The organism is Burkholderia sp. AU33545 (assembly GCF_020419685.1).
Taxonomy (GTDB): Bacteria; Pseudomonadota; Gammaproteobacteria; order Burkholderiales; family Burkholderiaceae; genus Burkholderia; species Burkholderia diffusa.
Genome location: NZ_JAIZRQ010000004.1, coordinates 273,618 through 299,187, shown reverse-complemented (window position 1 = coordinate 299,187; position 25,570 = coordinate 273,618). Strand labels below are relative to the sequence as shown.

The 25,570-nt window shown below is 66.8% G+C and carries 22 protein-coding genes; 12 read left to right on the top strand and 10 right to left on the bottom strand.

Annotated features, from left to right (window positions below; all coding sequences use genetic code 11):
* Positions 1–187 precede the first annotated feature (187 nt).
* From glcC to LGM71_RS15170, 3 genes are all read left to right on the top strand, one after another.
* Positions 188–958 (top strand): transcriptional regulator GlcC, encoded by a 771-nt coding sequence (gene glcC, locus LGM71_RS15180; RefSeq protein ID WP_059604673.1) that lies wholly within the window; start codon positions 188–190, stop codon positions 956–958.
* A 196-nt stretch (positions 959–1,154) separates the two neighbouring features.
* Entirely contained in the window at positions 1,155–2,630 is a 1,476-nt protein-coding gene (locus LGM71_RS15175) for a nitronate monooxygenase (RefSeq protein ID WP_226115275.1), read from the top strand.
* Between the two features lie 144 nt (positions 2,631–2,774).
* On the top strand, positions 2,775–3,722 hold the full coding sequence (locus tag LGM71_RS15170; RefSeq protein ID WP_059604679.1) for a GlxA family transcriptional regulator: 948 nt from the start codon (positions 2,775–2,777) through the stop codon (positions 3,720–3,722).
* A gap of 92 nt (positions 3,723–3,814) precedes the next feature.
* On the opposite strand, the gene LGM71_RS15165 is transcribed toward LGM71_RS15170, so the two are convergent.
* The 8 genes from LGM71_RS15165 to LGM71_RS15130 all read right to left on the bottom strand — a co-directional run bounded on the left by LGM71_RS15165 (position 3,815) and on the right by LGM71_RS15130 (position 12,856).
* A complete protein-coding gene (locus tag LGM71_RS15165; protein ID WP_059604682.1) occupies positions 3,815–4,297 on the bottom strand; it encodes a YybH family protein in 483 nt (160 codons plus the stop codon).
* 122 nt (positions 4,298–4,419) lie between these two features.
* Complete coding sequence (locus tag LGM71_RS15160; protein WP_059604685.1) at positions 4,420–5,274, bottom strand: DJ-1/PfpI family protein; 855 nt, start codon at positions 5,272–5,274, stop codon at positions 4,420–4,422.
* 153 nt (positions 5,275–5,427) lie between these two features.
* Positions 5,428–6,174: an SDR family oxidoreductase gene (locus tag LGM71_RS15155; protein ID WP_226115274.1), complete on the bottom strand. Its 747-nt coding sequence runs from the start codon at positions 6,172–6,174 to the stop codon at positions 5,428–5,430.
* 341 nt (positions 6,175–6,515) lie between these two features.
* On the bottom strand, positions 6,516–7,367 hold the full coding sequence (locus tag LGM71_RS15150; protein WP_059604691.1) for a carbohydrate ABC transporter permease: 852 nt from the start codon (positions 7,365–7,367) through the stop codon (positions 6,516–6,518).
* Between the two features lie 17 nt (positions 7,368–7,384).
* Complete coding sequence (locus LGM71_RS15145; protein WP_059604694.1) at positions 7,385–8,329, bottom strand: carbohydrate ABC transporter permease; 945 nt, start codon at positions 8,327–8,329, stop codon at positions 7,385–7,387.
* Positions 8,330–8,383: 54 nt separating this feature from the next.
* The gene (locus LGM71_RS15140; RefSeq protein WP_226115273.1) at positions 8,384–9,643 is read right to left on the bottom strand and encodes an ABC transporter substrate-binding protein; all 1,260 of its coding nucleotides are present in this window, start codon (positions 9,641–9,643) and stop codon (positions 8,384–8,386) included.
* Positions 9,644–9,706: 63 nt separating this feature from the next.
* Positions 9,707–11,698 carry a beta-galactosidase gene (locus LGM71_RS15135; RefSeq protein WP_226115272.1) on the bottom strand — a complete coding sequence of 664 codons (1,992 nt, stop codon included), beginning with the start codon at positions 11,696–11,698 and terminating at the stop codon, positions 9,707–9,709.
* Positions 11,699–11,707: 9 nt separating this feature from the next.
* Positions 11,708–12,856 carry an ABC transporter ATP-binding protein gene (locus tag LGM71_RS15130; protein ID WP_226115271.1) on the bottom strand — a complete coding sequence of 383 codons (1,149 nt, stop codon included), beginning with the start codon at positions 12,854–12,856 and terminating at the stop codon, positions 11,708–11,710.
* A gap of 191 nt (positions 12,857–13,047) precedes the next feature.
* Between LGM71_RS15130 and LGM71_RS15125 the strand changes: the two genes are divergently transcribed.
* Complete coding sequence (locus tag LGM71_RS15125) at positions 13,048–14,082, top strand: LacI family DNA-binding transcriptional regulator (protein ID WP_151049209.1); 1,035 nt, start codon at positions 13,048–13,050, stop codon at positions 14,080–14,082.
* A 105-nt stretch (positions 14,083–14,187) separates the two neighbouring features.
* Here the strand turns inward: LGM71_RS15125 and LGM71_RS15120 are convergent, their stop codons facing one another.
* Positions 14,188–14,829, bottom strand: coding sequence for a GntR family transcriptional regulator (locus LGM71_RS15120; RefSeq protein WP_226115270.1), 642 nt, complete (start codon positions 14,827–14,829; stop codon positions 14,188–14,190).
* A 135-nt stretch (positions 14,830–14,964) separates the two neighbouring features.
* Here LGM71_RS15120 and LGM71_RS15115 point away from each other — a divergent pair, with 135 nt between their 5' ends.
* On the top strand, positions 14,965–15,441 hold the full coding sequence (locus LGM71_RS15115; RefSeq protein ID WP_226115269.1) for an OsmC family protein: 477 nt from the start codon (positions 14,965–14,967) through the stop codon (positions 15,439–15,441).
* Positions 15,442–15,558: 117 nt separating this feature from the next.
* Here LGM71_RS15115 and LGM71_RS15110 read toward each other — a convergent pair whose 3' ends face one another.
* A complete protein-coding gene (locus LGM71_RS15110) occupies positions 15,559–16,509 on the bottom strand; it encodes a LysR family transcriptional regulator (RefSeq protein WP_226115268.1) in 951 nt (316 codons plus the stop codon).
* 114 nt (positions 16,510–16,623) lie between these two features.
* Between LGM71_RS15110 and LGM71_RS15105 the strand changes: the two genes are divergently transcribed.
* The 7 genes from LGM71_RS15105 (at position 16,624) to araH (ending at position 25,563) form a co-directional block, all read left to right on the top strand.
* Complete coding sequence (locus LGM71_RS15105) at positions 16,624–18,375, top strand: IlvD/Edd family dehydratase (RefSeq protein WP_059604718.1); 1,752 nt, start codon at positions 16,624–16,626, stop codon at positions 18,373–18,375.
* 184 nt (positions 18,376–18,559) lie between these two features.
* Positions 18,560–19,918, top strand: coding sequence for an MFS transporter (locus LGM71_RS15100; RefSeq protein WP_059604721.1), 1,359 nt, complete (start codon positions 18,560–18,562; stop codon positions 19,916–19,918).
* 50 nt (positions 19,919–19,968) lie between these two features.
* Positions 19,969–20,898: a dihydrodipicolinate synthase family protein gene (locus LGM71_RS15095; protein ID WP_226115267.1), complete on the top strand. Its 930-nt coding sequence runs from the start codon at positions 19,969–19,971 to the stop codon at positions 20,896–20,898.
* A gap of 24 nt (positions 20,899–20,922) precedes the next feature.
* Entirely contained in the window at positions 20,923–21,852 is a 930-nt protein-coding gene (locus tag LGM71_RS15090; RefSeq protein ID WP_124624621.1) for a Gfo/Idh/MocA family protein, read from the top strand.
* Positions 21,853–21,935: 83 nt separating this feature from the next.
* The gene (locus tag LGM71_RS15085; RefSeq protein ID WP_226115266.1) at positions 21,936–22,949 is read left to right on the top strand and encodes an arabinose ABC transporter substrate-binding protein; all 1,014 of its coding nucleotides are present in this window, start codon (positions 21,936–21,938) and stop codon (positions 22,947–22,949) included.
* 20 nt (positions 22,950–22,969) lie between these two features.
* Positions 22,970–24,511, top strand: coding sequence for an L-arabinose ABC transporter ATP-binding protein AraG (gene araG, locus LGM71_RS15080; RefSeq protein WP_124624616.1), 1,542 nt, complete (start codon positions 22,970–22,972; stop codon positions 24,509–24,511).
* A 32-nt stretch (positions 24,512–24,543) separates the two neighbouring features.
* A complete protein-coding gene (gene araH, locus LGM71_RS15075; RefSeq protein WP_124624613.1) occupies positions 24,544–25,563 on the top strand; it encodes an L-arabinose ABC transporter permease AraH in 1,020 nt (339 codons plus the stop codon).
* The last annotated feature ends 7 nt before the right edge of the window (positions 25,564–25,570 follow it).

Genomic DNA, 25,570 nt, shown 5'->3' with positions numbered 1-25,570 from the left:
CATGCGCGGCGTACCAGATGGACGGCATTCTTGGCGGGCGGAGGGGGCATGTCCAGACGTCGCCAGCGTGGTCATACCAGTTTTTTGAAGCGTGCCTGTCGAGAGGGGGCAATCGAGGGGGAAAACCCAATCCAAACAAGGGATTGTGAGAAAATCGACGACATTCGCCCAAAGTGGTCATACCAGTATGGAAAAGCAGGATCGACAAGCGCCGGCGCGCAATGTCGCCGACGTCGTCGCCGAGCGGATCGAGCAACTGATCGTCGACGGCGTGCTCAAGGCCGGGCAGGCGCTGCCGTCCGAGCGGCGGCTCACCGAGAAGCTCGGCGTGTCGCGCACGGCCGTGCGCGAAGGGATGAAGCTGCTGCGCGCGCGCGGGATCATCGACACGACGCACGGCAAGGGCTCGTTCGTCGCGAGCCTGACCCCGCAGCGCGAGGTTTCGCCGATGATGCATCTGCTCGGCTCGCAGCCGCGCACGCTGTACGACCTGTTCGAAGTGCGCGGGATGCTCGAGACCGAAGCCGCGCGGCTCGCCGCGCTGCGCGGCACGCCCGCCGACTTCATCCTGATCAAGCGCCGATACGAGGAAATGACCGCGGCCGACGCGCAGGATCTCGATCCGGCCGCGCGCGCGAAGCTCGACCATGCGTTCCATCTCGCGATCTGCGAGGCATCGCACAATCCGGTGCTCGTCAACACGCTGCAGTCGCTGACGGATCTGCTGCTCAGTTCCGTGTTCGCGTCGGTGAACAACCTCTATCACCGCGAGCCGCTGAAGAAGCAGATCGACCGTCAGCACGCGCGGCTCTACAACGCGGTGACCGGGCGGTTGCCCGACCAGGCGCGCAAGGCCGCAAGCGAGCATATCCGGCAGTGCGTCGATTATCTGCGCGAGATCGAAGCGGAGGAGCAGCGGCTCGTGCGCTCGACGCTGCGCCTCGAAGGATGGACCTGAGCCGCTTGAACCGGCGTGGCCGTTGGCGCCGTGACGTGCATCAGGCATATTGAGCTGGTCGCGCGGTCTCATGGATCAATATGTCACAATGTGATCTATTTGATGCGTGGCCCGACACGACCCGTTTCGCCCTTGCGCGACACGCGCCTTCGCGGTTGACCGTGACGCGCCGCCAATCCTTGAAGGAGGACGCTGCATGTCGATTCCGACGCGTGGCGACGGGCCGGAGGCCCGCGCCGTCCAGATCCTGCATCGCCCCGTCTGCGACCTGCTCGGCTGTGCATGGCCGATCGTGCTCGCGGGCATGGGCGGCGTCGCGCGGGCGGAGCTCGCGAGTGCGGTGAGCGCCGCCGGCGGGTTCGGTTTTCTCGGGATGGTGCGCGAGCCGGTCGCGCTGATCCGGCGCGAGGTCGAACGGGTGCGCGCGGCCACCGAGCGGCCATTCGGCGTCAACCTGATTCCCGCGTCGACGCCGACCGAATTGCTCAATGCGCAGATCGATGCGTGTATCGAGTTGCGTGTGCCCGTGGTTGCGTTGTTCTGGGATGTGATGCCGGGCGTCGTGCAGCGTCTGCGCGATGCGGGCGTGCGGGTGGTTCATCAGGTGGGCTCGCTCGACGATGCGCGCGCGGCCGAGGCGGCGGGGGCGCAGGCGCTGATCGCTCAGGGGCGCGAGGCTGGCGGCCACGTGCGTGGTGATCGGCCGTTGGCCGAGTTGTTGCCTGAAGTGATTCGCGCGACGCGGTTGCCGGTGCTCGCGGCCGGCGGGATCGTCGACGGCCCCGACGTGGCCGCCGCGATGGCGCTCGGTGCGCAGGGGGCGGTGATGGGTACGGCGTTCATCGCGACGCACGAATCGTTCGCGCATGCGTATCACCAGCAGCGGATCGTCGATGCGCGTGAAGGCGACACGCTGTTGACCGATATCTTTCACATCAACTGGCCGCGCGGCGCGCGGGTGCGCGTGCTGCCGTCGAGTGTCACGCGTGGCGAGCGCGGTGATCCGTTCAGTGATGCGCGCGTGGTGATCGGCGACGAGGAAGGGCGGCCCATCTATCTGTTCAGCACCGACTCGCCGTTGCGTACGATGACTGGTGATTTCGAGGCGATGGCGTTGTATGCGGGCACGGGGGCCGCGCGAATTCGAGCGATCGAGTCGGCCGGCGAGGTGCTGCGCCGGATCGTGTGTGATGCGGCGGCGATCGTCGAGACAAGCGCGGCTTCATCGGCTGGTGAAGTGGATGAGGCGCGTGCGGCGTTGCTCACGGCGCTCGATGAATTGCTGGAGGCGGAGCGGGCGGGGGCGCGCGTTGCATCCGAGACTGCGGCAGCGGTTACTGAGGATGCCGAACTCCACCGGCTGATCGCGCATATTCGGCAGGACGAGGCGCACTGGTGCAGCGTGCTGGTCGACGCGATTCGGACGCTCGGTGCAATGCCGACGCGTGCGACCGGTTCATTCTATGAAAAGGCGATGGCGATCGATGATCTGGCCGAGCGGATGGCGTTTCTGAACCGCGGGCAACGCTGGGTCGTGCGCAAACTGCAGACGCTGCTGCCGACGCTGGCGGATCCGGATATTCATCATGCGCTGTCGTTGATGCTGGTCGCGCACGAGAAGAATATCGGCGCGGTGGATGCGCGGTTGAGGGAGAAGGGGGAGGGGCAATGAATCGGCCCGCATCGCGCTGACGAGCGCCTCCGTGGGCAATCGATGCCGGCGTCAACGACGGTTTTCCCTCGTTTCAGGCCAGATGACGCTATTCGAGGGTTCCCGGTAAAATGCGCCTTCCGGTATTTCAGTCATTGCTTCGTCATGCATAGAATCGGATTCTTCGTTTGCCGTGGCTACGATGCGCTTGATCTTGGCGGGCCGTTGTCGGCTTTCAATCAGGTGGCCACAGCTGCCGGCCATACGCCATACGAGCTTCATGTCATCTCGCGATCCGGAGGCCTGGTTCATGGCAATACCGGCCTTTCGATCGAGACGATGCCGATCGGAAGGCGCGCGTTCGATACCGTCATTTTCGTGGGTGGTGATATCGATCCGATGCAGACATCGGAGAATATTGCCGCGGCCGGGAAATTGGCCGCCAAGGCCTCGCGCGTGGCGAGCGTGTGTACGGGCGCCTTTCTGCTTGCGGAAACCGGCTTGCTGGACGGCTTGAGAGCGGCGACCCACTGGCGATACGCTACGCAATTGCAGTCGCGCTTCCCTCGCATCCGGGTCGACGGCGACAGCATCTATATCGAGGATGGCCGCGTCTGGACGTCGGCGGGCATCGCCTCCGGGATAGACCTGGCGCTCGGCATCATTGAACGCGACATGGGCGCGGAGATTGCGCGCGCCGTGTCCAGGCTTCTGGTGGTTCCGTATCGTCGACCAGGAGGGCAGTCCCAATTCTCCGCCATGTCGCGGATGGAGCCGGAATCGGATCGCATCCGCATCGCACTGAATTTTGCGCGGGAACATCTCGCTGAAGCCTTGCCTGTCGAGCGGCTCGCTGATGCCGCAAGATTGAGTTTGCGGCAGTTCGGACGCGCTTTTCGCCGGGAAACCGGTGAAACGCCTGCCAGGGCGGTCGAGCGCTTGCGAGTCGAAGCTGCGCGGCTGCGCCTGCAGGGAGGCAGCGAACCGATCGAACAGATTGCCCTGGCTGTGGGATTCACCGATCCGGAACGGATGCGGCGGGCCTTCATCAAGCTGCATGGGCACCCACCGCAGGCGATTCGGCGCGAGAGCAGATCGAACGGTGCGCGCTGATCGACTGCCGGCCGATCAGCGTGCTGCGTGGTCAATGTCCCGCTGGCGTTCTATCGACGCGTGGGAACGTGACGCACCAGTTCGACGGGCGCTCACTGTGCGGCGCTTCTGACCGGACCGTAGTCATTCCACATGTCGCGGTGCAGCTTCCACACGCCGGCCTGTTTCACGAAGACGAGAATCTGCTTGGCGCGGATCCGGAGCTTGCCGTCGTGGTCGCGGACTTCCGCATCCGAAACTTCCGTCACGGTCCGGTCGTCACCGTAGAACTCGTCATGACTGAACGATACGGTGCCGGGTTTCGATCCGGCGTACCCCTTGGCGAAGTACTCGGTGATCGCACGGCTTCCCGTGACCTTGTCGCCTCCGGGGGGCAGGAGCGTGCCGTCATCGGTATAAAGGCGGCCAATCGCCTCGTAGTCTCCTCGCGCAAAGGCATCCGCCCATCGCGCGTTCTCGGCCTTGATGGCCGCTTCGGGCGGGCGTTGCGAACCGTCGGCGATGGCGGGCGCGGTGAATGCAAAAAAGGAAGCGCAGGCTGCAAGCGCAGCGGTGCAAGAACGTATCTGTTTCATCGAGTGATGTCGAACTGACTTGAGTTGAAAGGGCGGCGCCACGTGGGCGGGCGGGCCGGCAACGTCGGCCTCGGCCTCCAGCGCGCCAGGCGGCGGCCATGCACGCATTGCAGGCAGGCGTTTCAGCGCACACCGGGGATTCGTGCGAGCCCCCTGGATGCGCCGGGCAGTTCCTTGTCGACCATCGCGATGACTTCCGGCCGCGCGTCCCTCGGATGACCGGAGTGGAACGGCGGAGCGGGGTCGTATTCGATCACGAGCTGCGTGAATTCGGCGGCCTGTCGGCCGCGCAGCTTCGCTGCCACGCGAAGTGCGAAGTCGATGCCTGCCGTCACGCCGCCGCCGCTCATGAACCTGCCGTTGTCGTCTTCCACGAAGCGATCGGGAACGGGAATGGCGCCATACTCGGACAGCTTGTTGACGAAGGCCCAGTGGCATGCGCTTCGCTTGCCGTTGAGAATGCCTGTTGCGGCGAGCACGAGCGATCCGTTGCAAACCGACGTCACGTGTTTGGCGCTTTCCGCCAGACGCCGGATCTGCGCCTGATACTCCGGTCGCATCGGGGCCGTCAGATCGGACCCGCCGGGGACCAGGATCACATCGGTCTTCTCGATGTCGGCCAGTCGTTCGGTCTTGCCATATACGACGCCGAATTCGAGCGTCACGTTGCCGCCATTGAGGCTCGCGTAGCGAACGTTCGTATTGGGTAACCGGTGGAAAATCTCGCTGGGGCCGGCAAAATCGAGCAGCGTACCGCCGTCGTAGTTGACGATCAGAATATCGAGGGGTGCATTCGGCGCAAGTCGCCCTTCGCTGCCCGCCTGTGCGAGAGCAGGCGTGACGTGCCCGAGCAAGGCGCCACCACCCAGGACGGCGCCGAGCGTGGCGGCGCTGCCAAGCTTGAGCATATTGCGGCGCGAACTGCCTGCTCGGGTGAGTTGCGTTACGGAAGCATTGTTTTCGCTACTGTCGGTCAAGATGACTTCTCCTTGCACTGCGGCCCCCTCTGCGAACGCTACCAGGCTGGGCCGGATTGAATGACCGCCACGACGAAAGGTGTGGCGGACGCGAGATCGGGATGTGGATGAGCCGGCGTTGCGCGTCTGGCTCCGGAATCGTGAACCGCAGGCTCAAAGCTGCGAGGCACCGCCATCGACGACCAGTTCGGCGCCAACGACGTAGGCGGACTCGTCGCTCGCGAGATAGAGCGCCGCGTAGGCGATGTCCTCGGCCTTGCCCAGGTGGCCCACCGGAATCGCTGCAGCGAACTCGGCCCGACGGTCGCGAACCCATTCGTCGGACATGCCCCACTTTGTGATCAGCGGCGTGTTCATTGCGCCGGGCGCGATCGCGTTGAAGCGGATCCTCCGTTCGAGAAACTCATAGGACCAGCTGCGGGCAAGCGATCGCACCGCGGCTTTCGCCGCCGCAGTCAGCGAGATGCCGTGCTTACCGGTCTGCGCCACGAACGACGTATTGAGGATCACTGAGGAACCTTCCCGCAAGTCAGGAAGCACCGCTTGAAGCGTGAACACCACACCCTTGACGTTGACGTCCATGATCTCGTTGTAGAGTTTGTCGTCGATGTCGTCGACTGCTGACGGGAAAGCCCAGCCAGCATTGGCGAACACGATATCGAGACCGCCGAACTGCTCTTTTACCTCGGCGGCAATCGCGCGCATGTCCTTGATCGAGCGCACGTCACCCTTGAGAACGATCGCATTCTCGCCAAGCTCAGCCTGCACACGCTCGAACACGGCGTCATCGCGACCCGTAACCGCGACTCGGGCGCCTTCAGCAATGAACAGCTTCGCGGTTGCAAGACCGATGCCACTGGTTCCACCGGTGATCAGAGCTGACTTGTTCTTGAGCCTCATCTTCCATTCCTTTCCATGGTCGTGTGATTGATCAGGCCGCAAGCGCGAAACGCAATCGCGTTCGTGCGCCTTTCCCGGCTTGATCGTCCGAGGGAAGTATGGAACGTGATGTCAATGGCGCAAAGGTCGTATAACCCTCAAAAAGCGCCACCGCATCCGAACTGATGAAAACGTATCCGGCGTTCAGTCACGCCAGTGTCAGGCAGACACAGCTGGACTGAAGCGAGTCGATAACCGATATTCCGCTCGGCTCCGCCAACAATAAAAAAGCCCGCCGAAGCGGGCAATCCTCTCGATGAAGAGGGGGAGATCCGAATCGGCGATCGGCGGTCAGGGCGCGTTCACCCTTTGGTCGCCCCGAACGTCAGCCCCGCGACGAAATGCTTCTGCATCGCGAAGAACATCGCGACCGACGGCAACGCAGCGAGAATCGAGCCGGCCGAGACAAGGTTCCACGACGTCGTCCATTGCCCCTTCAGCGCCGCTACCCCCGCCGTGATCGGTGCGGCCTCGTCGCCTTGCGTGAGACACAGCGCCCAGAAGTAATCGTTCCACACGAACGTGAACACGAGAATCGCAAGCGCGGCCAACGCCGGCCGGATCAACGGCAACACGATCCGCCAGAACACCGTCCACTCGCCGGCCCCTTCGATCCGTGCCGCCTCGATCAGCTCGAACGGCAACTGCTTGATGAAATTTCGCAGAAACAGCGTGCAGAACCCCGTCTGAAACGCGACGTGAAAGAGAATCAACGCCTCGACCGTATTGAATACCCCGAGCCTGAGCGACAAATCACGCACGGGAATCATCAACACCTGCACGGGCACGAAATTCCCCGCGACGAACGTCCCGAACAACGCGGTATTCCCGCGAAACCGGTAAGTCGCCAGCGCGAACCCGGCCATCGCGGCAAGCGCGATCGACCCGAGCACCGACGGCACCGTGATCTGCACGCTGTTCCAGAAGTAATGCAGCATCGGCGACGTGGTCAGCGCGTCGCGATAGTTCTCGATCATCGAGAAGTGCCGCGGCCAGCCCCAGTAGTGACCTTCGACCAGTTCCTCGGTCGAGCGCACCGACGTGACGAACACCGCGATCATCGGCAGCAGCCAGATCAGCAGCGCAACGGGCAGCGACAACTTGTACAGCCTGCGCGAGACAGGCTTCCATTGAGCAACGGGAGTCGGAAACATGATGGCCACCGGTCAGGTTATTGCTCGTTGCGCAGCATGCGGCGCAACTGGAACACGATGTAGACGAGCATGATCGCGAACAGCACGACCGCGATCGCCGCGGAATAGCCGAGCCGGTAGTACTTGATCGCCTGGTCGTACATGTAATACGCGAGCACGGTCGAGCTCTCGAACGGGCCGCCGCTCGTCATCACCGAGATCAGGTCGAAGCTGCGCAGCGCGCCGATCACCGTGACGACGATCGCCATGAACGTGGTCGGCCGCAACTGCGGCAGCACGACGTGCCACAACAACGCGAAGCCGCGCGCGCCTTCCATCCGTGCGGCTTCGATCTGCTCCGGGTTCACCGACGTGAGGCCGGTGAGGTACAGGATCATGCAGTACGCGGTTTGCGGCCACAGCGCGGCGAACACGATGCCGAACGTCGCATAGCGCGCGTCGCCGAGCACCGGGATGCCGTGTCCGGCGATCAGCGCGAGCAGCCCGAAGGTCGGATCGTAGAACCACGAGAAGATCAGTCCGACGACCACGCCGGACAACACGAACGGTGCGAAGAACAGCGACTTCACGAGCCGGATGCCCGCGACCGCCTGGTTCAGGTACAGCGCGAGCGCGAGGCCGAGCGGCGGCGCGAGCATGAACAGCGCGAGCCAGATGACGTTGTTGCGCAGCGCGGTGTAGAACGTCGGCGCGTGCAGCAGCTCGGCGTAGTTCGCGAGACCAACGAACGTGCGCTCGGTCATCCCGTCCCAGTTGCAGAGGCTCAGCCACAGCGTGGACAGGATCGGCCAGACCACATAGACGGCAACCATTGCGCACGCGGGCGCCAGAAAGAGCCACGCGGCGCGCCGTTGCCGCCGCGCGGTTGGCGACGGCCGGCGCGCGCGCAGTGCGGCGGGCGACCTGCCGGCCGGCGGCGCGGCAGGCGTTTCGACGGGTCTGGACGTGATCGGACTGGACACGGCAAGCCTCCTGGGCGGACGCGGCGGCACGGGGCCGCCGCAGGGGTCACGCGGTTACTTCTTGTAGATCCGCTTGCGGGTCTGCTCGAGCTGCGCGAGCACGGTATCGAGCTGCGCGGGATTGGCCAGGAACTGCTGCATCCCCTTCATCCCTTCGTCGGCCATTTCCTTCGTCATGTCGCGGTCGTAGAACTGCGCGACGCCGCCCCGGGTGTCGGCGAGGATCCGGAAGCCGATCCGCGAGATCGGATCGGCCGGCTCCGGCGACTTGCTGTTGGCCGACAGCGAGCCGAGCCCTTCCGCGAGCTTCGCGCCCATTTCAGGCGTTTCGACGAACGCGAGGAACGTGTGCGCGTCGGCCTTGTTCTTCGCCTTGGTCGGGATGTGCAGCGATTCGACCGGGCCATCCTCGGCGGTCGGCACCTTCGGGTCGATGATCGGGAAGCGGTAATAGCCCATTTCCTGCTTCACGTTCGGCGGAAAGCCCGCGGCGATGAAGGTGCCCATCAGCATCATCGCGGCCTTGCCCTGGAACAGGAACGGCTGCGCGCCGTCGAGATCGTAGGACAGCGCGTTGTCGATGAAATAACCCGAATCGATCAGCGATTTCCACGTCGTGTAGACCTTCTTCACGCGCGGGTCGGTGTACGGCACGTCGCCGGCCATCAACTGCTGGTGGAACGCATTGCCGTTCAGGCGCAGGTCGAGATAGTCGAACCAGCCGGCGAGGGTCCATGCGTCGCGGCCGCCGACCGCGATCGGCGTGATGCCGGCCGCCTTCAGCTTCTTGCACGCATCGAGAAACTGGTCCCACGTCTTCGGCTCGTCGGCGATGCCGACCTTGCGGAACAGGTCCTTGCGGTAGAACAGCCCCCACGAGTAATAGACGGTCGGCGCAGCGTACTGCTTGCCGTTGTACGACGATGCGTCGCGCGTTGACGCGTACATCGCGCCCCAGCCGTTCTTCGCCCAGTCGCCGCTCAGGTCCTCGAACAGCCCGCGCTTCGCGTAGTACGCCATCCGCTCGCCCGCGTGCCAGTTCACGACGTCGGGTGCGACGGTCGTGAGCCACGCGGGAAGCTGCACCTTGTACGCTTCCTCGTCGACGAAGGTGGGCTTCACGTCGATGTCGGGATGGGCCTTGTGGAATGCCTCGAGCGTCGACTGCCAGACCGCGCGCTGGCTGGCGCCCTTGAACGCGATGTTGATCGTCAGCGTGCCGGCATCGGCGGGCGCCGTCATGCCGAGCGATGCCAGTGCGACAGCGGCGGCCGTGGCGAGCCGGGTGGCGACGCGAAGGGGGCGATGTGTCATACGTGTCTCCTGTTCTGGGTGTCGTTGTACGTCACCGGCGCATCGTGACGCCGGTGACGGTGGTTACGAACGGCTTCGATACGCGGCCACGTCTTGCGGCCCGACTTGCGCGGTGCCGAGCACGAACGCGGACGGCGGCACCGCGTTGATCGTGTGCGGCGCGTCGCCATAGTTGAAAACGTAGGTCAGGCCACCGCGCCGGCTCACGCGTACGCCGTCGCCGAGCGGCGTCGGTGTCAGGCCGGCTTCGGCCGCGACATCGGCGAACAGCCGGACGGTGGTCGCATCGTCGAACAGCGTGGCCCAGTAGTGCAGCGTGCCGTGCGACACGCAGGCCGGATGGCCGTCGGCGAAGCGCGCACGCACGACGCTGCGCGTGTTGTCGTGAAGCTCGACGAAGTCACGCCAGTGGCGTGCCTCGCCAGCGAGCGGCGAGCCGTCGCGCAGCGTGCCGTCGATCCGCTCGGTCACGTTCGGCCGCAGCGATTCGACGCGCCATACGCGCATTGGCAGGATCGAGGCGAGCGGGCCGGGCGGCAGCGCCGGCGGAATCTGCAGGTCGACGGTCTTCGAACCGGTGCGCGGGCCGAACACCGCATGCGCGCCCGACGCGGCGAGCCGCGCCGCGAAGTCGTCCGGCACGATCGGCAGCGGCGGCACGACGACAAGCCGGTAGCCGTCGAGCGGCGCGTGCGCCGACACGATGTCGACATCGAGGCCGAGCGAGCGCAGCGCCGAGTAGTACTCGAATGCGAAACGCGGGTAGTGGAAATCGGCGCCTTGCGGCTGCACTTCGAGCAGCCACTTCGCTTCGTAGTCGAACACGAGCGCGACGGGCGCACGCACGGCCCCGTTCGCATCGGCATCCGCGCCGGCGCCGAGCACCGCGGCGATTTCATGCGCGACCCGTTGCGCCTCGCGGCCGCCTTCGTCGAGCTTGTCGTCGGGCGTGTGCAGGCCCGCATGCATCTGCTCCTGCGCGAACGGCGCCTGGCGCCAGCGGAAGTACGACACGCAGCCGGCGCCGTGCGCGAACGCCTCCCAGCTCCACAGGCGCACCATGCCCGGCAGCGGCGCGGGGTTCCAATGCGCCCAGTTCACGGGCCCCGGTTGCTGCTCCATCACCCAGAACGGCAGCTTCGACATGCCGCGATAGAGGTCGTGATTGAACGACGCGAAATCCGGGTGGCCGGTGCGCAGCCAGCGCGCCTTCACGTCGGGCGCGAACCATTGCTCCTCGAGCGCGCCGAGCGGGTAGCTGTCCCACGTCGCGACGTCGAGGTCGCGCGCGACTTCGTAGTGGTCGAACTCGGTGAAGAGCTGCATGAAGTTGTGCGCGACGGCGCGGCCCGGCGAATGCGCGCGGATCACGTCGACCTGCATCCGGTGATAGCGCCCGACTTCGTCCGACGCGAAGCGCCGGTAGTCGAGGCGGTGCGACGGATGCGCTTCGGTCACGGTGCCGACCGGCGCGTCGACTTCGTCGAAATGCCTGTATTCCATGCTCCAGAACACGGTGCCCCACGCGCGGTTCAGCGCGTCGATCGTCCCGTAGCGCGCCTTCAGCCATTCGCGGAAGCGCAGGAGCGCGGCCGGCGAGTAGCTGACGACCGTCTGGTGGCAGCCGAGCTCGTTGTCGGTCTGCCAGTAGCGCACGGCCGGATGGCGGCCGTAGCGTTCGGCCACCGCGGTGCAGATCCGGCGCGACGCTTCCAGATAGGTCGGCGACGAGAAGTCGTAATGGCGGCGCGAGCCGAACTTGCGCGGCAGGCCGTCCGCGCCGATCGCGAGGATCTCGGGATGACGGTCGACGAGCCACTTCGGCGGCGTCGCGGTGGGCGTGCACATTACGATCTCGAGCCCGGCCGCGCCGAGCACGTCGACCGCGCGATCGAGCCAGCCCCAGTCGTATTCGCCGGGCGACGGCTCGATGCGGCTCCACGCGAATTCGGCGATCCGCACCTGCGCGATGCCGAGTGCCTTCATCCGGCGGGCGTCGCCGTCCCACATCGATTCCGGCCAGTGTTCCGGGTAGTAACAGACTCCGAGGCGCATGCCCGATCCTTATGCGTAGTGGTGGACGGGAAGTTCGGCGCACGCGGGCACCGCGCGGCCGTCTTCGGTGAAGAGATGGCAGGCCGCGGCCGGCGCATGCGCGTGCACGCGCTCGCCGCTGCGCACGGCCGCGTCGCCGGGCACTTTCGCGATCAGCGGCGTGCCGCCGGGCTGATCGAGGTGCACGTAGGTCTGCTCGCCGAGGCGTTCGACGAGCACGACGTCGCGCGCGAGCGTCGTCGCGTCGAGCGCGGCACCGAGCGTCAGGTGTTCGGGGCGGATGCCGAGCGTGACGGCGGCACCGGGCGCGAGCGCGGAGCCGTCGCGCGGCAGCGTGAAGGTTTCGCCGGACGGCACGACGGTGACGGTCGTGCGCTGCGCGTCGCATGCGGCGACGACGGCCGGCAGGAAGTTCATTCGCGGCGAGCCGATGAAGCCGGCGACGAAGCGGCTCACCGGATGGTGATAGAGCTCGAGCGGCGCGCCGACCTGGGCGATGCTGCCGTGCTGCGCGGTGTCCGCGCCGGCGTGCAGCAGCACGATCTTGTCGGCGAGCGTCATCGCTTCGGTCTGGTCGTGCGTCACGTACACGACGCTCGCGCGTTCGAACTGCCGGTGCAGTTTCGCGATCTCGACGCGGGTCTGACCGCGCAGCGCCGCGTCGAGGTTCGACAGCGGCTCGTCGAACAGGAACACGCCGGGCTCGCGCACGATTGCACGGCCGATCGCGACGCGCTGCCGCTGGCCGCCCGACAGCGCCTTCGGCTTGCGCTCGAGCAGCGTATCGAGCTGCAGGATCCGCGCGGCGTCGCGCACCTTCCGGTCGATTTCGGCCTTCGGCACGCGCGCGAGCTTCAGCCCGAACGCCATGTTCTCGTAGACCGTCATGTGCGGAAACAGCGCGTAGCTCTGGAACACCATCGCGACGCCGCGTTCGGCGGCCGGCACGTCGTCGACGCGGCGGCCGCCGATCGAGAGCTCGCCGCCGCTCAGGTCCTCGAGGCCCGCGATCATCCGCAGCAGGGTCGACTTGCCGCAGCCAGACGGACCGAGGAACACGCAGAACTCGTGCGCGCCGATCTCCAGATCGACGTCGCGAATGACCGGCGCGTGCTCGCCATAGGCTTTCTGCACGCGCCGCATCGAGATGCTCGCCATTGTCTCCGCTCCATGTTTTAATGCGCTTTCATCAATGCTTAAGCGCTTAATCATCGCGATCAAAAAAAAGAGCCGATAGCGATCGCGGCCGAGTCGCGCCCGTCAGGGGGGCGGCAAGGTGTGCGGCGATGATGCGCCGCTTCGATGAGCGAAGCAAATACTGGATCAACGTCTCATATAGTGAGCAATGGATGGCGACACTCGATGAAGTGGCCCGCCGCGCCGGCGTAACGGCCGCGACGGTGTCGAACGTGCTGCGCAATCGCGGGCGGGTTGGCGATGAGACCCGCGCGCGGGTGCTCGAAGCGGTGCAGGCGCTCGGCTATCGGCCGCATCTGGCCGCGCGGGCGCTGGCGGAAGGGCGCGCGCCGACGGTCGCGCTGATGGTGTCGAGCATCGCGAACCCGTTTTATCCGGAGTTCGCGCTCGCGGTCGAGCGCGCGGTGCGCCGCAACGGGCAGTTCCTGATCGTCTGCAATACGAATGAAGACCCGCTGCAGGGGCGCGCGTATCTCGACCAGATCGCCGGTACGATCTCCGAAGGCATCCTCGTGACGAACGCGAACCTGCACCTGCCGGATCTCGCCGACGTTGCGCGGCGCGGCGTGCCGGTCGTGCTGTGTCTGTGGGAGCGGCCCGATGCGCCGCCGGAAGGGTTGCCGTGCGTCGCGGTGGATTTCCGCGAGGCGGGGCGGATCGCGACGCGGCATCTGGTCGAACTCGGGCATCGCGAGATCGGCGTGATCGTCGGCGGGTCGGCAAACGGCGTGCAGGCCGCGCGCTACGACGGCTTCGTCGATGTGATGCGCGAAGCCGGGCTGGACGCGTCACGCGTCGGCGCCGGGCACGATTCGATCGAAGGCGGCGTGCACGCGGCGGGGCAGTTGCTGGACGTGCATCCCGGGCTGACCGCGCTGGTCGCGACCAACGATCTGCCCGCGATCGGCGCGCTGCACGCAGCGGCCGATCGCGGCAGGCGCGTGCCCGACGACCTGTCGATCGTCGGCATTACCGATATTCATCTGGCGAGCGATACGCGGCCTACGTTGACGACGGTCGCGATCCCGACCGGCGAGGCGGCGGGGCTCGCGGTCGAGCTGCTCAATGCATTGCGCGAGGCGGGCGGGCAGATCGACGATGCGTCGCGCGTGCGAACGGCGTCGGCCCCGCGGCTGGTGGTGCGCGGTACGACAGGCCGTGTATCGAGTGAGAGCGCGACGCGGTAGATATCGCGCGGGGCGGCGCGGAGCACTTCGAGGTTCCCGCCGCAACCGGCGCGGCCCGCCGCGCAGCCGCGTGCGGTGTGGAACACGGCAGACGCGGCGCCGGCCTCAACCGCCTTCGACGAGCCGCATCACGATGCTTCTGGCCGATTCGAGGTGCGCGACCGTCATCGAACGGGCGGCGCGCGCATTGCGCGCGCGGCACGCCTGCAGGATCTCCTCGTGCTCGACCTGGAACGACGGCGTATCCGCGAGCAGCGTGGCCTGCAAGCGCTCGTAGCGTTCGACCTGGCTGCGCAGCTCCCCGATCGACTTCAACTGCCGCGCGTTGCCGCAGCACGAATACAGCAACGCGTGGAATTCGCGGTTCAGTTCTCCCTGCCGGCGCGGCACGGTCGCGTCGCCGAGCAGGCGATGAACGAGTTCGGCGCGCGCGAGCGTCTCGTCGTCGAGCCGTTTTACGCTCCGGTAGATCGCATCGCCTTCGAGCAGCGCGCGCAGATCGTAGATTTCCTGCACGTCCGACGGGCTCAGCATGCGCACGACGGCGCCGCGATTCCTGAAGATATCCAGCAATCCTTCGCGTTCCAGACGCTGGATGGCCTCGCGCATCGGAATCCGGCTGATGCCGAACCGGTCGGCCAGGTCGCGTTCGACGAGCCGTTCGCCGGCTTCCAGCTCGCCGTTGACGATCATGTCCCGCAGCGATGCGGCCACCGCGTCCGCCGTGGAGTCGAGTTTGGCTTCCATGCCTGCGTGTTCCTCATTTCATTTTGGAATAATGGTATACCAAATGGAATTCCGGTGCCAAAATGGCGGCCATTGGCGGGCTTCATGAAATGAAATCGGGCCTGGTCCAAACAACCGACATCACTGGAGAGCGAGATGGCGTCTGGCGAACACAAGTATCGAGTTGCAGTGCAGTGGACCGGCAATCGCGGCACCGGCACGTCGGGGTATCGCGAATATGGCCGCGATCATGTGATCCGCGCCGGTTCGAAGCCCGACATTCCCGGTTCGTCGGATGCAGCCTTCCGCGGCGACGCGTCGCGCTGGAACCCGGAAGACCTGCTGCTGGCGTCGGCATCGGCGTGCCACAAGCTCTGGTATCTGCATCTGTGCGCCGAGGCCGGCATCCGCGTGCTCGCGTATGTCGACGACGCCGAAGGGACGATGCTCGATAGCCCCGAGCAGGGGCGCTTCACCGAAATCGTGCTGCGCCCGCACGTGACCATCCAGGCCGGTGACGATCGCGAGCGGGCGGAACACCTGCATCACGATGCGCACGCGAAGTGCTATGTCGCGAATTCGGTCAACTTCCCGATCCGCTGCGAACCGGTGATCGAGTTTGCAGCCGCGTGACGCGTTGGCGATTGAAAGCACGATGAAGCTTTTCTACGACTCAAGCAATGAACGCATGGCGCAGCGCTTCGTGTTCGAACAAGTCAACGTTGGCGGGCCACACCCCCCGTCGCCGCGTCACAGCGCGACGCCGTAAATCTCCCGCGCAGCCGCCCGAATCGCGTCGGCCATCACCTCGACGGCCGGCGAATGCAGCCGGTCGGTGCGCGTGATGATTCCGAAATCGTCCATCCGGCAGTCCATCTCCAGCGGCAGCACCGTGACGATCCCGTGTCGCGCGTAGTACCGCGCGACATCCTCCGCGAGCACCGCGATCATGTCGCTCTGCTCGATCAATTGCGTGATGAACAGCAGCGCGGCCGTCTCGACGACGTTCGCCGGCGGCGCGAGGCTCGCGCGCTGGAACACGAGCTCGAACCGATGGCGCAGCACGCTGCCGGCCGGCGGCATCACCCACGCGGCGCGCTGCACGTCGGCGAGCGACAGCGGCGCCTGCGCGAGCAGCGGATGGCCGGGCCGCACGACCGCGGCGACCGGCTCGCCGGTCAGCGGCTCGTAGCGCAGGTGCAGCTTGTCGTGCTCGGCGGACAGCCGGCCGAGCACGATGTCGAGCTTGTCCTGCGCGAGGTGTTCGAGCAGCGCGTTGCTCGTGTCGATCGCGACGGACACGCGCACGTTCGCATGTGTCCCCTTCACGGCCGCGACGGCCGGCGGCACGAGCCGCAATCCCGGCGACGTGATCGCGCCCACCGCCACGTGCCCGAGATGGCCGGCCTTCAGCGCGGCCAGTTCCTCGCGCGCCTGATCGAGGCTGCCGAGCGCCGCGCGCGCGTGGCGGATCAGCGCTTCGCCGTACAGCGTCGGCCGCATCCCGCGCGGCAGCCGCTCGAACAGCACGGCGCCGATCGATTCCTCGAGCTCGCGCAGCAGCTTCGACGCGGCCGGCTGCGTCATATTCAGCGCGGCCGCCGCGCGGTGAATGCTGCCTTCGTCGGCGAGCGCGACGACCAGCAGCAACTGGCGCGTCTTCAGGCGATTGCGGTTTCCCCACGGGCTGGCTTCGGTCATCGTACGGGTTTATATCGATATCGGAATCGATATCGTAATCGCCTAAAACGTCATTAGCGAGTTATCAAAATTCTGCCTAGACTGCGCCGGTATCCCGTCACCACAGGACTGACGATGTCGGCAACAAAACCCAGGCTGCGCTCCACCCAATGGTTCGGCACGAACGACAAGAACGGCTTCATGTACCGGAGCTGGATGAAGAACCAGGGCATTCCCGATCACGAATTCGACGGCCGGCCGATCATCGGCATCTGCAACACGTGGTCCGAACTGACGCCGTGCAACGCACACTTTCGCAAGCTCGCCGAGCACGTGAAGCGCGGGATCTCGGAAGCCGGTGGCTTCCCGGTCGAGTTCCCGGTGTTCTCGAACGGCGAATCGAACCTGCGGCCGTCCGCGATGCTCACGCGCAATCTTGCCTCGATGGACGTCGAGGAAGCGATCCGCGGCAACCCGATCGACGCAGTCGTGCTGCTCGCCGGCTGCGACAAGACGACACCGGCGCTGCTGATGGGCGCGGCGAGCTGCGACGTGCCGGCGATCGTCGTATCGGGCGGCCCGATGCTGAACGGCAAGCTCGAAGGCAAGAACATCGGCTCGGGCACGGCCGTGTGGCAGCTGCATGAAGCGCTGAAGGCCGGCGAGATCGACCTGCATCACTTCCTGTCGGCCGAAGCCGGCATGTCGCGCTCGGCCGGCACCTGCAACACGATGGGCACCGCGTCGACGATGGCGTGCATGGCCGAGGCGCTCGGCGTCGCGCTGCCGCACAACGCGGCGATTCCGGCCGTCGATTCGCGCCGCTACGTGCTCGCGCACATGTCCGGCATTCGCATCGTCGAGATGGCCCTCGAAGGGCTCGTGCTGTCGAAGGTCCTGACGCGCGCCGCGTTCGAGAACGCGATCCGCGCGAACGCGGCGATCGGCGGCTCGACCAACGCGGTGATCCACCTGAAGGCGATCGCGGGCCGCATCGGCGTGCCGCTGGAACTGGAAGACTGGATGCGCATCGGCCGCGGCACGCCGACGATCGTCGACCTGATGCCGTCGGGACGCTTCCTGATGGAGGAGTTCTATTACGCGGGCGGGCTGCCGGCCGTGCTGCGCCGGCTCGGCGAAGGCGGGCTGCTGCCGCATCCGGACGCGCTGACGGTCAACGGCAAGTCGCTGTGGGACAACGTGCGCGAAGCGCCGAACTACGACGACGAAGTGATCCGCCCGCTCGACCGGCCGCTGATCGCGGACGGCGGAATCTGCATCCTGCGCGGCAATCTCGCGCCGCGCGGTGCGGTGCTGAAGCCGTCGGCGGCGAGCCCCGAGCTGCTGAAGCATCGCGGCCGCGCGGTGGTGTTCGAGAACCTCGAGCACTACAAGGCGACGATCAACGACGAAGCGCTCGACATCGATGCGAGCTCGGTGATGGTGCTGAAGAACTGCGGGCCGCGCGGGTATCCGGGGATGGCCGAGGTCGGCAACATGGGGCTGCCGCCGAAGCTGCTGCGCCAGGGCGTGAAGGACATGGTGCGGATCTCGGATGCGCGGATGAGCGGGACCGCGTACGGCACGGTCGTGCTGCACGTGGCGCCGGAAGCGGCTGCCGGCGGGCCGCTCGCCGCCGTGCGCAACGGCGACTGGATCGAGCTCGATTGCGAGGCCGGCACGCTGCACCTGGATATTACGGATGACGAACTGCAGCGCCGCCTGTCGGACGTCGATCCGACCGCGGCACCGGGCGTGGCCGGGCAGCTCGGCAAGGGCGGTTACGCACGGCTGTATATCGATCACGTGCTGCAGGCCGACGAGGGGTGCGACCTCGACTTCCTGGTCGGCACGCGCGGCGCGGACGTGCCGAGCCATTCGCATTGAGCGGCGGGCAGGTGCATACCGACACGGACGGCGGCGGGGCCTGAGGGAAGCAGGGTGATGCGCTGGATGTGGTCGAGCGCTCAGGAAGGCGTAGCGTAAGGGCTAAGGCGCAAACGCAGACCGACCGCGAAGCATGGGACGTACGCAAGCGCCAAAGCGCTAACGCAGACCGACAGGAGACAAGATGACGACGCAGTACACGCCCGCGCACATCGCGGCGGAACAGTCCGATTCGCCGGCAGCCGTCGACGAACGGCAACTGACCCGCCTGCTTACGCGCAAGCTGGTGCCGTTCCTCGCGCTGATCTACGTGGTCGCCTACGTCGACCGTACCGTCGTCGGCTTCGCGAAGCTGCACATGAACGCGGCGATCGGCCTCGGCGATGCCGCGTACGGACTCGGCGCCGGCCTGTTCTTCATCGGCTACTTCCTGTGCGAGGTGCCGAGCAACCTCGCGCTCGGACGCTTCGGCGCGCGCGTGTGGTTCGCGCGCATCCTCGCGACGTGGGGCGTGATCACGATGGCGATGGCGCTCGTGCAGGGGCCGACCAGCTTCTACGTGCTGCGCTTTCTGCTTGGCGCTGCCGAAGCCGGCCTCTATCCCGGCATCCTGTACTTCCTCACGCAATGGTTCCCGATGCGCGACCGTGCCCGCGTGATCGGCCTGCTCGTGCTCGCGCAGCCGCTCGCCGGCATCGTGACGGGCCCGCTCGCCGGCTGGCTGCTGTCCACGCACGGGCTGTTCGGCCTGTCGGACTGGCAGACGCTGTTCGTCGTGAGCGGCCTGCCGGCCGTGCTGCTCGCATGGCCCACGCTGCGGCTGCTTCCGGAGTCGCCCGCGCATGCGCGCTGGCTGAACGACGACGAACGCCGCTGGATCGCACGGCAGCTCGCCGCCGACCGCGACACGTATCGCCCCGATTCGCACGGCAATCCGCTCGCCGCATTGCGCGACCGCCGCGTGCTGCTGCTCGCCGCGCTGTTCCTGCCGTTTCCGCTGTGCATCTACGGGCTCTCGCTGTGGCTGCCGACGATCATCCACGCATTCGGCACCGGCGATGCGGCGACCGGGCTGCTGTCCGCGGTGCCGTACCTGTTCGCGGTGGTCGGCCTGCTCGTCGTGCCGCGCCATTCGGATCGCAAGCGCGAGCGCTACTGGCACATCGTCGTCGTGTCGGCGGCGGCCGCGGTGACGATGGCCGCGAGCGCGTGGGTGCGGCAACCGGCGCTGCAGTTCATGTTCATCTGCCTGACCGCGTTCTCGCTCTATTCGATCCAGGCCGTCGTGTGGGCGCTGCCCGGCGAATTCCTGACCGGCACGAGCGCGGCGGTCGGTATCGCGGCGATCAATTCGCTCGCGAATCTCGGCGGCTACTTCGGGCCGTACGGGATCGGGCTGATCAAGGCATCGACCGGCAGCCTCGCGGCCGGCCTGTATTTTCTCGCGGCCACGCTGCTGTTCGCGGTGCTGATGACGTTCGTGGTCCGCGCCGCGCTGCGCACGCCCGAGCCGGCCGCGGGCGCATTCGCCGGCGAATCCTGAACGCATTGTTTTCCGGCTGAACGCCGCTTCGACTGACGCAGGACCGAACCATGACATCGAGCTGCACACCGCGCTATCGCGGCATCTTCCCCGTCGTCCCGACGACGTTTACCGACACCGGCGAGCTCGACCTCGCGAGCCAGAAGCGCGCGGTCGATTTCATGATCGACGCCGGCTCGGACGGCCTGTGCATCCTCGCGAACTTCTCCGAGCAATTCGCTGTCACCGACGACGAGCGCGACGTGCTCACGCGCACGATCCTCGAGCACGTCGCCGGCCGCGTGCCGGTGATCGTCACGACATCGCACTACAGCACGCAGGTCTGCGCGACGCGCAGCCTGCGCGCGCAGCAGCTCGGCGCGGCGATGGTGATGGCGATGCCGCCGTACCACGGCGCGACGTTCCGCGTGCCCGAAGCGCAGATCTTCGATTTCTATGCGCGCGTGTCGGATGCGATCGACATCCCGATCATGATCCAGGACGCGCCCGCGAGCGGCACCGCGCTGTCCGCGCCGTTCCTTGCGCGGATGGCGCGCGAGATCGAGCAGGTCGCGTACTTCAAGATCGAGACGCCCGGTGCGGCGAACAAGCTGCGCGAGCTGATCCGGCTCGGCGGCGACGCGATCGAAGGGCCGTGGGACGGCGAGGAAGCGATCACGCTGCTCGCCGACCTGCATGCGGGCGCGACCGGCGCGATGACGGGCGGCGGGTTTCCGGACGGCATCCGGCCGATCCTCGAAGCGTTCCGCGAAGGGCGGCACGACGATGCGTTCGCGCGCTATCAGGCGTGGCTGCCGCTGATCAATCACGAGAACCGCCAGTCCGGGATTCTGACTGCGAAGGCGCTGATGCGCGAAGGCGGCGTGATCGCGTGCGAGCGGCCGCGGCATCCGATGCCGGAACTGCACCCTGATACGCGTGCGGAGCTGATCGCGATCGCACGCCGGCTCGATCCGCTCGTGCTGCGCTGGGCGCGCTGAGCGAATGGCGAAGGAGAAACGCAAATGAGCAAGGTGATTTCGCTGGGCGTGATCGGGATCGGCAAGATCGCGCGCGACCAGCATCTGCCGGCGATCGCCGCCGAGCCGGGCTTCATGTTGACCGCCTGCGCGAGCCGTCACGCGGAGGTCAACGGGGTACGCAATTATCCGGATCTGACCGCGCTGCTGGCCGCCGAGCGCGAGCTCGACGCCGTGTCGCTGTGCGCGCCGCCACAGGTGCGCTACGCGCAGGCACGCGCCGCGCTCGAAGCCGGCAAGCACGTGATGCTCGAGAAGCCGCCGGGCGCGACGCTCGGCGAAGTGGCTGCGCTGGACGCGCTCGCGCGCGAACGCGGCCTCACGCTGTTCGCGACCTGGCATTCGCGCTGCGCGAGCGCGGTCGAGCCGGCGCGGGCATGGCTCGCGACGCGCACGATCCGCGCGGTGCAGGTGCGCTGGAAGGAAGACGTGCGACGCTGGCATCCGGGGCAGCAATGGATCTGGGAGCCGGGCGGCCTCGGTGTGTTCGATCCAGGCATCAACGCGCTGTCGATCGTCACGCGGATCCTGCCGCGCGAACTCGTGCTGCGCGAAGCGACGCTCTATGTGCCGAGCGACGCGCAGATGCCGATCGCGGCCGAACTCGATTGCGCGGATACGGACGGCGTGCCGGTGCGTGCGGAATTCGACTGGCGCCACGGCCCGGTCGAGCAGTGGGAGATCGCGGTCGACACGTCGGACGGCGTGCTCGCGATCAGCCGCGGCGGCGCGCAGTTGTCGATCGACGGCGCGCCGGTCGAGATCGGGCCGGAGCGCGAGTATCCGGCGCTGTATGCGCATTTCCGCGCGCTGATCGCGCGCGGCGAAAGCGACGTCGACGTACGGCCGTTGCGGCTCGTCGCCGACGCGTTTCTGTTCGGGCGGCGCGTCGGGACCGACGCGTTCGGCCGCTGACACCGTGCCGGCGCACGCCACAGCGAGCGCGACCCGGCGCGATGAGTATTGAAGACCCCAGCCAATAGACAAGGAGACACCGCATGAAACGAACCAACCGAACGATTCGCCGGCACACCCTGCGCGCGCTGCTGGCCGCGCTTTGCATCGCGCCGCTCGGCATGCACGGCGCCGCGCATGCCGACGCGCCGCTGAAGATCGGCTTCCTGGTGAAGATGCCCGAGCAGGCATGGTTCATCAACGAGCAGAACGCGGCGTCCGCGCTGGGCCAGAAGGAAAACTTCTCGGTCGTGAAGATCGGCACGCCGGATGGCGAGAAGGTGCTGGCCGCGATCGACAACCTCAACTCGCAAGGCGCGCAGGGTTTCGTGATCTGCGCACCCGACGTGCGCCTCGGGCCGGCGATCGCCGCGCGCGCGAAGCGCTACAACATGAAGTTCGTGACGGTTGACGACCAGCTCGTCGACTCGACCGGCAAGCCGCTCACGAACGTGCCGCACCTCGGGATGTCGGCGACCAAGATCGGCAACCAGGTCGGCCAGGCGATCGCCGACGAGATGAAGCGACGCGGCTGGAAGCCTGAGGAAGTCGGCGCGTTGCGCATCACCAACTACGAGCTGCCGACGGCGAAGTTGCGTACCGACGGCGCGACGCAGGCGTTGCTCGCGAACGGCTTCCGCAAGGAGAACATCTTCGACGCGCCGCAGAAGACGACCGACGACAGCGGCGGCCTCGAGGCGGCCTTCCCGGTGCTCTCACGCCATCCGAACGTGAAGAAATGGGTGGTCTTCGCGCTGAACGAGGAAACCGTGCTCGGCGCGGTGCGCGCGACCGAACAGCTGCACATCCCGGCGGCCGACGTGATCGGCGTCGGCATCAACGGCGCCGGCGAGGCGTTCGCCGAATTCCAGAAGAAGGAACCGACCGGCTTCTACGGGACGATCGCAGTCAGCTCGACGAACCACGGCAAGGACAGCACGCAGAACCTCGTCGACTGGATCCGTAACGGCAAGACGCCGCCCGCCGACACGCAGACGAGCGGCAAGCTGATGACGCGCGCGAACTGGCAGGCCGTGCGCACCGAGCTCGGCATCTGAGCGTGCGGGGCGACGACGCGATGACGATGCAGACGATGACGGCCGTGTCCGACAACGACGACGCGGCCACCTCCGGCGGCGCGCTGCTCGCGCTCGACGGCATCACGGTGACGTTCCCGGGCGTGCGCGCGCTCGATGGCGTGTCGCTGTCGGTGCGCGCGGGCGAAGTGCACGGGCTGATGGGCGAGAACGGCGCGGGCAAGTCGACGCTGCTGAAGGTGCTGTCCGGCGTGAACCAGCCGCAGGCCGGCACGCTGACGCTGAACGGCACCGTGCAGCGCTTCGCGTCGACGCGCGCGGCGCTCGAGGCCGGCATCGCGATCATCTACCAGGAGCTGCATCTGGTGCCCGAGCTGACGGTCGCGGAGAACCTGATGCTCGGCCAGTTGCCGAGCCGGCTCGGCGTGGTCGACGAACGTGCGCTTGCCGTACGCGCGCTCGATGCGCTGGAGCGGCTCGGCGAGCACATCGATCCGGGCATTCCGGTGAAGTATCTGTCGATCGGCCAGCGCCAGATGATCGAAATCGGCAAGGCGCTGATGCGCGACGCGCGCGTGATCGCGTTCGACGAACCGACCAGCTCGCTGTCCGCGCGCGAAACCAAGCAGCTGTTCCGCATCATCCGCGCGCTGCGCGCGGAAGGCCGCGCGATCATCTACGTCACGCACCGGATGGAGGAAGTGTATGAACTGTGCGACCGCGTGACCGTGTTTCGCGACGGCCGCCGCATCGACACGTTCGAATCCGTCGCCGATCTCGATCGCGACCGGCTGATCGGCTGCATGGTCGGCCGCTCGATCGAGGACGTGTACGGCTACCGGCCGCGCACGGCCGGCGACGTGCTGATCGAGGCGAAAGGGCTGGCGGGGCCCGGGTTATCCGAGCCCGTGTCGTTCGCCGCGCGGCGCGGCGAGATCGTCGGCTTCTTCGGGCTCGTCGGCGCGGGCCGTTCGGAGCTGATGAAGCTGCTGTACGGCGCCGCGCGCCCGAGTGCGGGGCACGTCGAGCTGAACGGGCGTCGCGTCGCGTTCGGGAGCCCGCGCGACGCGGTGCGTGCCGGCATCGCGCTGTGCCCGGAAGACCGCAAGCAGGAGGGCATCGTCGCGATCGCGTCGGTGGCCGACAACCTGAACATCAGCGCGCGCCGGCATTTCAGCCCGGCGCGCGTGCTGCTCGACGCACGGCGTGAACGCGAGCTCGCGCAACGCTACATCGAGCGGCTGGCGATCAAGACCCGCGACGGCGAGACGCCGATCGGCGCGCTGTCGGGCGGCAACCAGCAGAAAGTCGTCCTCGCGCGCTGGCTGGCCGAGCGCATCGACGTGTTCCTGATGGACGAGCCGACGCGCGGCATCGATGTCGGCGCGCGCGCGGAAATCTACAACCTGTTCTACGAGCTCGCGGAAGCGGGCCGCACGGTGATCATCGTGTCGAGCGACCTGGCCGAGGTGATCGGCGTGTCGGACCGGATCGTCGTGATGAAGGAAGGACGGATCGCGGGCGAGGTCGCGAAGGCGCAGGCGACGCCCGACGCGCTGATCAAGCTCGCGCTGCCGCGCTAGCGCCCCGCAATGATCAACCGGATGCAAATGAAATGAGCCAGGCAATGCAACCCCAACGCACTTCCCCGTCCCCCGATGCCGCCGCCGTGCCCGCACGCGCGCGCGGCGGCGTGTGGCAATTGATCAACCGTTCCGGCATCGTGATGGTGTTTCTCGTGCTGTTCGCGACGCTGTCGCTGACCGTGCCGGACTTCCTCACGCCCCGCAACATCCAGGGCCTGCTGCTGTCGGTCACGCTGATCGGCTCGATCGCGGTGACGATGATGTTCGTGCTCGCGCTCGGCGAGGTCGACCTGTCGGTCGCGTCCATCGTCGCGTTCTCGGGCGTCGTCGCGTCGACGCTGATCACCGCGACGCACAGCGTCGTGCTCGGCATCGCGGCCGGCGTGCTCGCGGGCGGTGCGGTCGGGCTCGTCAACGGCGTGCTGATCGCGCGCTGGCGGATCAATTCCCTGATCGTCACGCTCGCGATGATGGAAGTCGTGCGCGGGCTCGCGTTCATCACGTCGAACGGCGACGCGGTGATGATTTCGGAGGAGCGCTTCTTCGAGCTCGGCGGCGGGTCGTTCCTCGGCATCTCGTATCCGATCTGGAGCAATATCGTCGGCTTCGTCGTGTTCGGCTTCCTCTTGCGCAAGACGGTGTTCGGCAAGAACGTGCTGGCCGTCGGCGGCAACGGCGAGGCCGCGCTGCTCGCGGGGCTGCCGGTGATGCGCATCAAGATCGCGGTGTTCGTGCTGCAGGGGCTCGTGACCGGCTTCGCCGGCGTGATGCTTGCGTCGCGGATGAGCCTCGGCGATCCGAAAACGTCCGTCGGCCTCGAGCTCGGCGTGATCTCCGCGTGCGTGCTCGGCGGCGTGTCGCTGACGGGCGGCGTCGCGACGATTTCCGGCGTGCTGGTCGGCGTGCTGATCATGGGTTCCGTGCAGGACGCGATGAGCCTGCTGAACGTGCCGACCTTTTACCAATATCTGATACGCGGCGGAATTCTGTTGCTCGCGGTGCTGTTCGACCAGTATCGTCGCAACCAGCGGCGCGCGATGAAGATCTGACCCTGAC